The organism is Roseibium sp. (assembly GCF_050301095.1).
GTDB lineage: Bacteria > Pseudomonadota > Alphaproteobacteria > Rhizobiales > Stappiaceae > Roseibium.
This window is the reverse complement of the sequence record NZ_JBNKYW010000064.1, coordinates 1-11,998: the sequence shown is the minus strand read 5'-3', so window position 1 is coordinate 11,998 and position 11,998 is coordinate 1. Positions and strand designations below refer to the sequence as shown.

The window sequence follows — 11,998 nt, the reverse complement described above, 5'->3', positions numbered from 1 at the left end:
CTGGATCAGGGTCATGACAGAGGTCCGATATTGAATTCTGAATTCAGAATTCAATATGACAATCCGAGCCTCGGGTCAATAAAATTTTACGTAGGGTAATTCTTGTTTCAGTCTCTGGCGCTTAAAGCGGTTCGCGAAGTCAAACCGCCACCCGGGAGTCTGTCGACCGTTCAGACAGTTCCCAATTTTAGCAAATGGAGTGCACGGGAACCCGGATCGCAACGCGTAGCGCCCATGTCGTTGGGCCAGGTATCCACCCGCCCCTCGAGAATTGTCGACATGAACGCCGGCTCTGACAGCAAGCCCGTCCTATAGCTGCTGTCCGTTTAGGGACCATTGCAGTCGTTCGCGGGCAAGAGGTTTGCAGCAGCATGGAGCCTGACGGAGATGTTCATGGATCATAATGATCCGTTCCGACGGTGCCCTTTGCCCGATATCCGAGCGCTTCGGCGGAGCGGACAAATGCAGGCGAAGCCAGGTGCAGGTTCGGGTGGTAAAGGTAATGTCCCTGAACCGGCGCTACCCGTCGCTTGAAGCCGCCTGCACGACCAACCGGCATATTGAGCCGTGCAAGGTCTTCCGGAATGTGGGCAGGGCCGTCGACCGCGACCGGCCCCGGCGCTATGTCAGCGCCGGTTCCTTTGCTTCTGCCCTCAAGCCGGGTTCGGCCTTGTGCTCGTGAAGCTTGCCTGCCGGTTTGTCCGGAGATCCACCCGCAGGTGTGGACGGGGGCGGTTTGCGCCAGGGCTGGCTCTTGTACCAGCCGGCAACGTAGGCCACCGCGATCAGGGCGGCGAAGCCGAAGAGGTTGGATAGGATCTGCGGGATCCAATCGCCGCGGCCCCAGACCATGTCGCGCATCAGCCCGGCCGCCTGGGCGATGACGAGGCTGGCCATGAAGACCGGCAGCGACTGCTGGCCGACCTTCTGGACGACGCGCACGAAGCGGCCCCAGGCGGGGCCGTGGCCCATCAGATACTTGCCCCGGTCGCCGGCGGCGATCCAGGCGAGATACGCAAGCGCAAGGAAGTGGAGATAGCGGAACAGGCCGAATTCGGTCTTGATCCAGAGCGGCTGGATGGCCTCGCGGATTTCGCGGGCCCAGACGACGTTCCAGTTGTTTTCGCCGTAGACCCGGAAATAGGCGAAGGGGACCGTGACCACGACAATGACGGCACAAAGCACGATCAGGCGTGTGTTGACGGGCGGTGCCGGGATCCAGCCGCGCATGAAGGCGAAGCCGGTGAAGAACAGCATCTGCCAGGCAAAGGGGTTGAAGAACCATTCGCGATCCGACCATGGCTCGGCGGGCAGGCTGAGCAGGTCGAACTGGGAGGCGAGCCACAGGCTGATGGAAAGCGCGAAGGCGGCCGGAACGGAGTAGCGGGCCGCCAGCATGATCGCCGGGATCAGTGCCAGGATCACCACATACATGGGCAGGATGTCGAAATAGTTTGGCACCCAGGTCAGCGTCATGATGCCCGGCAGAGCGATCGTCGTGTTGTCGTAGAGGTGCCAGAGGTTCAGCGAGGTGACGTAATCCTGGGTGAGATTGCAGCAACGGTTGAGGTAGCCGCTTTCCTGCAACACCACCAGGCCGACCGCGATCACCAGGAACTGGCCGATGTGCGCCCAGTAGACCTGCCACATGCGGTGCAGGATGCGGGCCGCGCCCATACCCCAGCCGTGCCGGTCGAAGATGCTGCCGAAGGCGATGGCCGAAGCCATGCCGGAGCAGAAGACGAAGATCTCGGTGGCATCGGAAAAGCCGAAGCGGGCAGGGATCCAGAGGGTCCACCAGTTCCAGGGAACATGGGCAATGTAGATGATGAACATGCCGATCCCGCGGAAAAAGTCGAGCCGCGGATCACGGGGGCGTTTCGTTTGCGTATGAACGTTCACTTCAGGTCCAGATAAAGCAGGTCAATCGGATCGCCTGTGTGCCGTCACCGGAACCGGCCGGACGCACAGGCGGATCGAACGGAATGCCGGAGCCTGCCATCGGCCCGGGGGCGAAAGCAACCCGGCTCCCGGTGGGCCGGCGGGGTTACACGGAACCCGCGGCCCTCAGTTTTTCGTCTTCCATCACCGACTGGGCGCGCTGCATCCTGTCGCAGACCGCCAGCCGCTGTTCCGCAAACCGGTCGAGTGCACCGCGCCTGCGGGTGCGGCTGTTTAGCAGGTTTTCCGCTTCCACGGAAAATCCCGCCTTCAGGGCCGCGTCGATGGTGATGCGCTCGAAGACGTCGCGCTGGGCGTGAGAGCCGCCGATCATGTAGAGATTGTCCCGGGCGGACGTCAGCAGGGAGAAGGCGGAGGCGTAGTTGCCTTTCTGGTACTGCTCGAGCCCGAGCCCGGTCGGCAGGCCGGTTTCCGCGGTGATGCGGCCGATGTCGCCTTCGCCCTTTGCCCGTTCCTTCAAGCCGGTCAACAGCCGTTCGGTGCCCATGCGGCGACCGCCGTTCAAAAGCGCCAGCAGGTAGTGGAGATCGGCAAAGACGTTGCAGCCGTCCTCGGCACGCTTGTCTGAAAGTTGCGCCAGTTCGTCCCAGCGGGCGCCGATATCAACCCCTTCCAGCTCCAGTCGGACGAGCAGCGAGGCGCCGTTCGAGATGTCGCGGAAATCGTCGGTCTTGTCCTTGCGCACATCCGAATCGTAAAGGGCGAGCGCCCGGTCCGTGTCGCCCTGGTCCAGATACATGAGTGCCAGATGCCACCACACGTGATAGCCGAAGTTGTTGCAGTGGGCCCAGCCGTCCGGATGGGCTTCCAGCCAGCCGGCGCCTTCTTCCGAGCGGCCCGTCATGTCGTGGACATGGGCAACCGCGTGCAGGCCCCAGGCGTCGTCGCGGGCAAATTCCAGCCCCTTCCGCCCCGAGGCTTCGGCCTTGCGGTACTCGCCGGTCTCTTCCAGGGAGAAGGCGTGGCAGCCGAGAAGGTAGCCGTAAGCCGGGTGGGCCTCGTCATAGGCCGAGCGGATCCGCTCGATGGACTGGCGCATGCCGGCGGCATCGCCAAGCACGAATCGGATGGCGTGAACGAGCTTCATGATGAGCGCGTCTTCCGGCGCTTTTACCAGCGCCGCATCGAGAATGTCAGCCGACCGGGAGGGATAGCCCTTCAGCCAGGCGTCGAGGGCGTCGACCACGGCGGTTTCCCGCTCCGTGAGCGGCGTATGCGCGGCGGAGTTCCGGGCAATGGCGAGGGCTTCCCTGGCTCCGGGAACCAGCTCCCGCCTGGCCAGCAACTGGCAGAACAGGCCCCTGGCCGCCTGGGCGAGGGCGAAGTCCGGCGCCAGCCGGAGGCAGGTTTCAAGGTGTTCCGGGGTTGTCTTTCCGTGTGCCAGAAAGGCTCTGACGGTCGCGTTCCAGGCCGCCAGGGCGTCCTTGTCGGCAAGTGTGAGGTCGTACCCGAATTGATCGCTAAGACGCATGGCTGGCCTTTTTTGGTTTTTCAGGCAGGCAGCTCCCGGATCCGGTGGCGCAATCGAGAGACGCGCCGCAGGGGTAGGTTGCCTGCACAGCAACTGTTCATGCTAAAATCCCGCAGGCTTCACTTGAACTGCAAAACACAAAAAGGTGTTGGCATTGTGTAGGTGCGCCGGGTGAACCTGCATTGCGGGAAAACGGCACGGGGTGCGAGGGTGGCCGCAGAGCAGGTTTCGGTCCCTCACCCAGGGCCTGACCTGAAGTTTCAGCCGCGCCAACAGGAAGTCCGCCACTTGTCCGTCCAGGGTTCGAAATCACAGGTACCGCTTGCCGCGATTGCCACGGGTTTGCTGGCGCTGGTTGCCCTCGGAGCCTATTCGGAGGCAGGGCCCCGGCAAGCGGCTGCCACCCTGATCGGTGCCGTCGCAGGCCTGTCGCTCTATCATGCCAGTTTCGGCTTCACCGCTGCCTGGCGGCGCATCGTTACGGAACGGCGGGGCGCCGGCCTGCGCGCCCAGTTCGTCCTCATTCTTCTGACCTGCGCCGTTTCCTTTCCGCTCCTTGTCTGGGGGCGGACGCTCGGCTGGCCGGCCGGCGGCTTCGTGTTCCCCTTCGGAGTCGCGGCGGCGCTGGGCGCCTTCATGTTCGGGGCGGGCATGCAGCTCGGCGGCGGCTGTGGCTCCGGAACGCTGTTCACCGCCGGGGGCGGGTCGACCCGAATGATGATCACCCTGGCCGCCTTTGTTCTGGGCTCCGTTGCCGCGACCGCCCATTTCCACCTGTGGGCCCGCCTGCCGAAACTGCCGCCGGTCTCCCTGATCCGTGAATTCGGGCCGCACGGCGCCTTCCTCCTGACGGCGCTGGTGCTCGGAGGCCTTGCGCTTGTGACCCTTCATATCGAACGGAAGGCCCATGGCGAAGTCGCGCCCGGCCGGCCAACGGTCTCCCTGCTAAAGGGACCCTGGTCGCCGATGCTGGGGGCAGTGATGCTGGCCATCGTCGGCATCGCGACCTTCGTGGTGGTCGGCCGGCCCTGGGGCATCACGTCGGGACTTGCCCTGTGGGGCGCCAAGGTCTTCCAGGCGCTGGGCGTGCCGGTCGACACCTGGCCCTACTGGACGTGGCAGCGCTCGGCGCTTGAAAACCATGTGCTCAGGGACACGACCTCGGTCATGAATTTCGGAATCATGCTGGGCGCCATGTTGACGGCCGCGCTTGCCGGGAAATTCACGCCGGTCTGGCGCCTCGGCCGGCGGGACGTTCTGACGGCACTCGCCGGCGGGCTGCTGATGGGGTACGGAGCGCGTCTGGCCTATGGCTGCAACATCGGCGCCTATCTTGGCGGGCTGGTTTCCGGTTCCCTGCATGGCTGGCTGTGGCTTGTCTTCGGCTTTCTGGGCAGCCTTCTCGGCACGCGCCTTCGAATCAAACTCGGCATGGGCTGACGGCACACCGGATTGTGAGGTGCCCGTGACTGTCTGATCCGTAAATTGGCGAGAGCGGGAAATCCGGTCCGGGGAGATCATGACATGCGCCTGTTCCTTTCGATATTTTTGTGTGTTTCCGTCCTGATCCAAGGTGCGGTTGTGGCTGACAGCCTCGCAGAGCGGCAGGGCTGGCAGGTCATGCCGACGTCCCTCGGCTACGAAGCCCTCGTCGGCAATCTGAAGGCATCCATCAAAAAGGAAGGCATGCTGCTGGTCACCCAGGCAAGCGCGTCCTCCGGGGCCAAGGGACGCGGACTGACGATCCCGGGCAACAGGATCATCGGCGTCTATCGCAACGATTACGCGGTGCGCATGCTGGAGGCTTCCGTTGCCGCCGGCATCGAAGCTCCGATCCGGTTTTACGTGACCGAGAACAGCGACGGCACGGCGACGCTTTCCTGGAAAACGCCAGGTTTCGTCTTCGGGCCCTACATGGCGGAAGGCGGCGTAGCGCTCAAGGAGCTGGCCGCGGAACTGGACCAGGTGTTCCTGACGATTGCCGAGGGGGCTGTGGCCTCAAAGTAACAGTCCGGTGGAATGCCTGTTGGTAACCTGTCCTTGCGGGAGTTTATACTTGTGAAACGGCTCGTCCGGTCTCACATTAAGTATGTCTTCAACAACTGAAAGGAGGTGTGCCCATGTCTAATGAGTATCTGTACGTGGCCCATGTGTCTGGGCGGAACGGAACGACGCTGGAGCAGCCTCTGGTATTGAACGGTTTCGCCGGGATCTGATCCGGACCTTGTGTCACGTCGATCTCATGGGAGGGCCGCTCTGCGGCCCTCTTTTGATTCAGAATTCCCGATTCAGAATTCCCGGTTCAGGATCCCGGTCATCAAACGAGCCCGACCGCCTTGCGGACGTCCTCGTCCCTCAAGGAGCAGTCGACGCCGCGATAGGCGTCGCCCGCATCGGTACACAGCCAGCAGATGGCTTCGCCGACCCATTCGGCGGGAATGTGGACGGAGGGGTCGAGCTGGCTCACCGGGTTGATACCGGAGGCCTTGATGTCGACCTGCATCTGTGTCGCGACCGTGCCCGGGCTGAGGCCGACGATACGCAGGCCCATGTCGCCGAATTCCTTGTCGGCGCAGCGGGTCAGGGACAGGGCGGCTGCCTTGGAGGAGCAATAGTGGCTCCAGCCTTCCAGGGCGCCCACGGCGGCGCCGGAGCTGATGTTGACGATAGTGCCGGCGCCTTTTTCGAGCATCAGCGGGACGACGGCCCGAATGCCGTAATAGACGCCCTTCACATTGATATCGATGACCTTGCTCCATTCCTCCGGATCGGAACTATCGATCCGGCTGATCGGTTCGATCACGCCGGCATTGTTCACCAGAATGTCGATGCCGCCGAAGGTGTCGACGCAGAATTGAACCGCCTTCGTCACGTCTTCATAGCTGGACACGTCGCAGGTGACGGCTGCCGCCGCTCCGCCGTTGTCCCGGATTTCAGCGGCAATCCGCTCGATATCGCCGCTTGAGCGGGCTGCCAGAACCACTTTTGCGCCATACTTGGCGAAACTGCGGGCGGCGGCCTCACCGATGCCGCGGCTGGCGCCGGTGATCAGGGCAACTTGTCCCGACAAATCAAACATGTAACGTTCCCGTTTTCTTTTTTGGCCCATTCGGGCTTGTTGATCGTGGCGGAAACTTAGTGTGAGAAGGCCCAGGAATAAACAGCTTGTTTGCAAGATCATCATGCGTATTGCGCATGAATACCTCGGACGCCGGACTTGTCTGTCCTTTACCGGATTGACTTTTTGACCCGGCTCTTGTCGGTTGAAGAGAAATCGGGCTCGGACGCTATGGGGGAGTTGATGGCGGAAACAGAATGGAGTTTGCGATCCTTTCTGCGGCAACTCTATTTCGGAAGTTCGACCCGGTCGCGGGCCTTTCGTTATATCCTGTTGCTGTTCGACCTGATCACCATCGGCTACTTCATCGTGTCCTCGATGCTCGATCCGGGCCGCATTCACCACGAACTCGACTATGCGATCGCGGTTGTTCTGACGCTTGATTTCTTTGCCAGACTGATCGCGGCAACAAGGCGGGGCAGTTATCTGTTCAGCTTTACCTCTTTTGCCGACCTTGTGGTCATTGTCTCCCTGGTGGCTCCGGCCTTCCTCGAGAACCTGGCCTTCCTGCGGGTTGTGCGCATGTTGCGGCTTATGCGCTCCTACCACCTGCTGAAGGAATTGCGCAAAGATTCCAAGTGGTTCCGGCAGAACGAGGAAATCCTGCAGTCGGCGGTCAACCTGGTGGTGTTCATCTTTGTGGTGACGGCGATTGTCTTTGTGGTCGAGCACGACCGAAATCCCAACATCAACAATTACCTCGACGCGCTCTATTTCACCGTCACCACGCTGACGACCACCGGCTTCGGCGACATCACCATGACCGACAGCGTCGGGCGGCTGATGACCGTGCTCATCATGATCTTCGGTGTGGCACTGTTCCTGCGTCTGGTGCAGACGATCTTCCGGCCGGCGAAGGTGCGGGTCTCCTGTCCGGATTGCGGGCTCAGCCGGCACGATCCGGACGCGGTCCACTGCAAGCACTGCGGAAGAACTCTGAACATCCCGACCGAAGGCGCGTGGGATTAGGGTACGGACTCATAAAATTGTGCTTTCAGAGGTGTCAATCGGGTGCAGAAGAGCAAGGAGAAGACTGCAGAACCATGCTGGTGCATGGTGCAAGGGTTTTGACGCGGTTTTTCAAAGCCCGATCGACGTCCTTCGGATCGCTCCGGAAAGAACCGCCTCCTGCGTTGAGAAAGCTTGGAAACCAGCCAGGTTTCCTGATCTTTCTCGCCTTGGATACGATCCTTTCCCGAGCGACCTGAATGTACAATCTTATGGGTCCGTACCCTATCCGGAATAGCGTAATTCTGGCAAAGCTCTCCGACTTGTGAAGAGCGGCCGCTGGACAATCGACACGTTAAAACCATTCTCTTCTGTCAGCAAAGGAACGGTCGCCGAACGGGACCGGAGGGCCTTCAGCTGAATGAGGAGGCGGGTGGTTGTCGAAATTGCGTTTTTCCGCTGCGGTCGTCGCGGCAATGGCGGGGCTGTTTTTCGCCGGGACCGGAATGTCGGCCCGCGCGGCCGAGTGCGGCGAGGAAATCCCTTGCGAACTCAAGAACGGCGAATATTACGTTCACCTGCCGGAAAACCGGCAGAGCGACGAACCTCTGGGTGCGATCTTCTTTCTGCACGGCCACTTGGGCAAGGCGAAAAACGTTATTCGCAACAAGAATTTCCAGAAAATGGCCGACGACCTTGGAGTGGCCTTCGTGGCGGTGCAGGGTATCGAGGGACATTGGTCGTTCCCGACCGCGCCGCGGCGTTTTCGTGACGAACCGGCTTTTTTCGATGAGGTGCTGAATGACATCTCCGGCCGCTTCGGGGTCGACAGGAAGCGGACCATGCTGTCCGGGTTTTCCGCCGGCGGGTTCATGACCTGGTATGTGGCTTGCGCGGATTCGGATCAGTTTGCCGGCTACGCGCCGATCGCGGGAGCCTTCTGGCAGCCTTTGCCCGACAACTGTCCGACCAAAGCCCCCTATCTGTTCCATGTCCACGGAACCACCGATACCGTGGTGCCTCTGGAGGGCAGGGCGTTGCGCGGTGGGAGATGGCACCAGGGCGATGTCTTCAAGAGCTTCGATATCTGGCTGCGGCAAAACGGGCTTGCGGAGGCGGATGCCAAGAAAGTCACCGACGGCAAACTCAAGTGCGAGCGCTGGGTGCCGAAGACCGGTTTCCTGGAATTGTGTCTGCACGGCGGCGGTCACAGCGTCCAGGCGAACTGGATCAAGCGGGCCTGGCTGGAACTCAGCGACATGAAAGGCTGGAACCGGAGAACCTGAGTTTCCTTCACTTCGGGCTGACGGGAATGTGAGGCAAGGTGTCCGCCGCAAAGCAATGCCATGGTTGACGGGAAGAGTGCCGTTGTGGCCTTTTCCGAAAAAAGTCAGCTTGAAGGTGATGCGTGTCTGAACCCACGTCCAAAGGTGCCCTGTCCGGCCTCCTTGTCCTTGATTTGTCGCGTATACTGGCGGGACCCACCTGCACGCAGGTCCTGGGAGATCTTGGCGCCGAGGTGATCAAGATCGAACGGCCGGGACGGGGAGACGACACGCGCGGCTGGGGGCCGCCTTTTCTCAAGGACCGCGAGGGCCGGGAAACCGGTGAAAGCGCCTATTATCTTTCCACCAACCGCAACAAGGCCTCGGTCACCATCGATCTGGCAAGGCCGGAAGGCCAGAAGCTAGTCGCGGATCTGGCGGAAAAAGCCGACATTCTGGTGGAGAATTTCAAGGTCGGGGACCTGAAGCGTCGGGGGCTCGACTACGAAACGCTGAAGGCGCGCAATCCGCGGCTGATCTATTGCTCGATTTCCGGCTTCGGCCAGACAGGGCCCTATGCCCATCGGGCGGGCTACGATTTCCTGATCCAGGGCATGGGCGGGATCATGTCCTTGACCGGTTTTCCCGAGGAGGAAGGCGGCACAGAGACCAAATGCGGCGTCGGAATTGCCGACGTCATGTGCGGCATGTATGCCGCCGTCTCCATTTTGGCAGCGCTCAATCACCGGCATGAGACCGGCGAGGGGCAATATATCGACGTCTCGCTGCTGGACGCGCAGGTCTCCTGGCTGATCAACCAGGGCGCCGGTTATCTGGTCTCGGGCGAGGTGCCCGGACGGCTCGGCAACGGTCACCCGACCATCGTACCTTATGAAACTTTCCCGGCAGCGGACCGGTCCTTCATCCTCGCGGTCGGCAACGACAGCCAGTTCGGAAAATTCTGTGAGGTGGCGGGGGCTCCGGAGCTTGCCGCCGATCCGCTTTATGCGAAAAACGCCGACCGGGTGAGGAACCGCAAGCAGCTCGTTCCTATAATCAGGCGTCTCACCATCGAGAAGTCCGCCGACGAGTGGATTGCCCTTCTGGAGGAAGCCGGTGTGCCCTGCGGGCCGGTCAACGATCTCGGCCAGGTCTTTTCCGACCCACAAGTTCTGGAACGCGGCATGCGCATTACGATGCCCCATCCCGTCAGCGGCGAGGTGGATCTGATCGGCTCCCCGATCAATCTGGAAAAGACGCCGGTCGTCTATGCCAAGGCGCCGCCGCTTCTCGGAGCGGACACGGTGGACATTTTGTCCCGCCATCTCGGCCTCACCGAAAAGACCCTTTCCGAACTGGCGGAAAAAGGCATTCTGGATTTGGGCGCTTCCGCCCGGCAAAAAGGACAAGCGGCCAAATGACAACCGGTGCGGATATCATTGCGCAAAAACTTCATGCGGCGGGCTGCCGCCACGCTTTCGGCATTCCCGGCGGCGAGGTTCTGGCGCTGATGCAGGCGCTGGATGAGGCCGGGCTCAAATTCGTGCTGGTCAAACATGAGAACGCCGGCGGCTTCATGGCCGAGGGCGGCTGGCACGCTGACGGGGCGCCGGGCGTTCTGCTGGCGACGCTCGGGCCGGGCGCGGCGAATGCGATCAATGTCGTCGCCAATGCCTGGCAGGACCGGGTGCCTCTGATTTTCCTCACCGGCTGCGTCGACCAGGGCGAGGCGGAAAGCTACACCCACCAGGTCTTCGATCACCAACAGCTCTTACGCCCGGTGGTGAAGGCAAGCTTTTCCGCCCGTCACGGAGCGCTTGATGCGATCATGGAAAAGGCGCTGGCGATTGCCCTCGACGGCCAGCCGGGGCCGGTCCATATCGACGTGCCGATCAAGGTGGCGGAAGCCGAAACAACTGAGACCTGGTCGAAAACCTTCCAGTCCGCCCCGACCGGCACCGCCCCGATTGCCGGAACGGATCTCGACACGGCCTTGGAGCTTTTTGCCAAGGCCGAACGCCCGATTGCCATTGCCGGTGTCGATGCGGTCAATGAAGCGGCGTCCGCCGCCATCACCGATTTCTGTCTGAAGCACCGGGTGCCGCTGGTGACCAGCTACAAGGGCAAGGGGCTGCTGGACGAGAACCACGCCCTTGCCCTCGGCGGGGCCGGACTCTCGCCCAAGGCGGACGGGCATCTGCTGCCGCTGATCAACAAGAGCGACTGCATTCTGCTGCTCGGTTACGACCCGATCGAAATGCGCATCAACTGGCGCAATCCCTGGGCCGAAGAAGCAAAGGTGATCGACGTGACGCCGGTCCTGCGCACCCACGGCATGCACAGCGTGACGGCAACACTCAGGAGCGCTGTTGCCCCGGCGCTGGAAAAGCTGAGCGAGGCCCGCGATCCGGACAAACCCTCCTGGCCGGACGGAGAACCGGCGCAGGTCCGGGAGGACCTCGACCGTGCCTTCGCACCGGAACCCACCGGATGGGGCCCGGGCCGGATCTTTCACATGCTACGCGAGGTGATGCCCGCCGATACGGTCGCGACCGCCGACAGCGGCGCGCACCGTATCCTGGTCAGCCAGATCTGGCGCTGCCCGCTGCCGCGCCAGATGCTGCAATCCTCGGCGCTCTGCACCATGGGCTGCGCCGTGCCGCTCGCCATGGGGCACCGGCTGGTCGACGGCCAGTCGCCGGTCATCGCCTTTGTCGGCGACGCGGGCCTGGAAATGTGCCTCGGCGAGCTTTCAACCCTGCGGGACCTGAAAATCCCGGTCATCATCTGCGTTCTGGTCGATACCAGCCTGTCGCTCATCGAACTCAAACAGCGCAGCAGCCAGCGCCCGAACGTCGGCGTCGATTTCGGCGAGACGGATTTCCCGGCGGTCGCAAAAGCCTATGGCGGGCACGGGGTGTGGGTCGAGAACGACGAAACGCTGCGAACGGAGGCCGAAGAGGCGCTTCGACGCGACGGGTTCACGCTGCTGGCCTGCCGGATTTCGCGGCGGGCGTATGACGGGGCGTTTTGAGGGGAGCTGAGATTTGTTGTGTCGGAATCCGATGGCGGCAATGCGGACAAATTGAGCTTTCGCTGCGGCGGTGCAAAGGGCTGCTTTCGGGAGTTGCGGTTCACTTTTGGCACCTTGGATTCTCAATTTCCGCACAGACCTTGCATTCGCACAGATTAAGCGCGATCCATGCTCAGGATTGAGATCGAAAGGACAAGGGA

Annotated in this window: 9 protein-coding genes; 6 read left to right on the top strand and 3 right to left on the bottom strand. The window is 61.9% G+C overall.

What is annotated here, in order from left to right; all coding sequences use genetic code 11:
- Positions 1 to 621: 621 nt before the first annotated feature.
- On the bottom strand, positions 622 to 1,836 hold the full coding sequence (locus ACQY7U_RS06025) for an OpgC family protein (RefSeq protein WP_428642870.1): 1,215 nt from the start codon (positions 1,834 to 1,836) through the stop codon (positions 622 to 624).
- Positions 1,837 to 2,047: 211 nt separating this feature from the next.
- On the bottom strand, positions 2,048 to 3,433 hold the full coding sequence (locus ACQY7U_RS06020; protein ID WP_428642868.1) for a tetratricopeptide repeat protein: 1,386 nt from the start codon (positions 3,431 to 3,433) through the stop codon (positions 2,048 to 2,050).
- Positions 3,434 to 3,721: 288 nt separating this feature from the next.
- Between ACQY7U_RS06020 and ACQY7U_RS06015 the strand changes: the two genes are divergently transcribed.
- Entirely contained in the window at positions 3,722 to 4,873 is a 1,152-nt protein-coding gene (locus tag ACQY7U_RS06015; protein ID WP_428642867.1) for a YeeE/YedE family protein, read from the top strand.
- Between the two features lie 84 nt (positions 4,874 to 4,957).
- Complete coding sequence (locus tag ACQY7U_RS06010; protein WP_428642866.1) at positions 4,958 to 5,440, top strand: DUF302 domain-containing protein; 483 nt, start codon at positions 4,958 to 4,960, stop codon at positions 5,438 to 5,440.
- Positions 5,441 to 5,750: 310 nt separating this feature from the next.
- Here the strand turns inward: ACQY7U_RS06010 and ACQY7U_RS06005 are convergent, their stop codons facing one another.
- Positions 5,751 to 6,512, bottom strand: coding sequence for an SDR family oxidoreductase (locus ACQY7U_RS06005; RefSeq protein WP_428642865.1), 762 nt, complete (start codon positions 6,510 to 6,512; stop codon positions 5,751 to 5,753).
- A gap of 222 nt (positions 6,513 to 6,734) precedes the next feature.
- Here ACQY7U_RS06005 and ACQY7U_RS06000 point away from each other — a divergent pair, with 222 nt between their 5' ends.
- From ACQY7U_RS06000 to ACQY7U_RS05985, 4 genes are all read left to right on the top strand, one after another.
- Entirely contained in the window at positions 6,735 to 7,520 is a 786-nt protein-coding gene (locus tag ACQY7U_RS06000) for an ion channel (protein WP_428642864.1), read from the top strand.
- A gap of 416 nt (positions 7,521 to 7,936) precedes the next feature.
- Positions 7,937 to 8,785 (top strand): alpha/beta hydrolase family esterase, encoded by an 849-nt coding sequence (locus tag ACQY7U_RS05995; RefSeq protein ID WP_428642863.1) that lies wholly within the window; start codon positions 7,937 to 7,939, stop codon positions 8,783 to 8,785.
- Positions 8,786 to 8,907: 122 nt separating this feature from the next.
- A complete protein-coding gene (locus ACQY7U_RS05990) occupies positions 8,908 to 10,185 on the top strand; it encodes a CaiB/BaiF CoA transferase family protein (protein WP_428642862.1) in 1,278 nt (425 codons plus the stop codon).
- Positions 10,182 to 11,798: a thiamine pyrophosphate-binding protein gene (locus ACQY7U_RS05985; protein ID WP_428642861.1), complete on the top strand. Its 1,617-nt coding sequence runs from the start codon at positions 10,182 to 10,184 to the stop codon at positions 11,796 to 11,798. Before ACQY7U_RS05990 ends, ACQY7U_RS05985 begins: the two co-directional genes overlap by 4 nt.
- The last annotated feature ends 200 nt before the right edge of the window (positions 11,799 to 11,998 follow it).

Coding starts and splice junctions, on each gene's coding strand:
- ACQY7U_RS06025 (WP_428642870.1), bottom strand. CDS start 1,836: ATGTTCATCATCTACATTGCCCATGTTCCCTGGAACTGGTGGACCCTC.
- ACQY7U_RS06020 (WP_428642868.1), bottom strand. CDS start 3,433: ATGCGTCTTAGCGATCAATTCGGGTACGACCTCACACTTGCCGACAAG.
- ACQY7U_RS06010 (WP_428642866.1), top strand. CDS start 4,958: ATGCGCCTGTTCCTTTCGATATTTTTGTGTGTTTCCGTCCTGATCCAA.
- ACQY7U_RS06005 (WP_428642865.1), bottom strand. CDS start 6,512: ATGTTTGATTTGTCGGGACAAGTTGCCCTGATCACCGGCGCCAGCCGC.
- ACQY7U_RS06000 (WP_428642864.1), top strand. CDS start 6,735: ATGGCGGAAACAGAATGGAGTTTGCGATCCTTTCTGCGGCAACTCTAT.
- ACQY7U_RS05985 (WP_428642861.1), top strand. CDS start 10,182: ATGACAACCGGTGCGGATATCATTGCGCAAAAACTTCATGCGGCGGGC.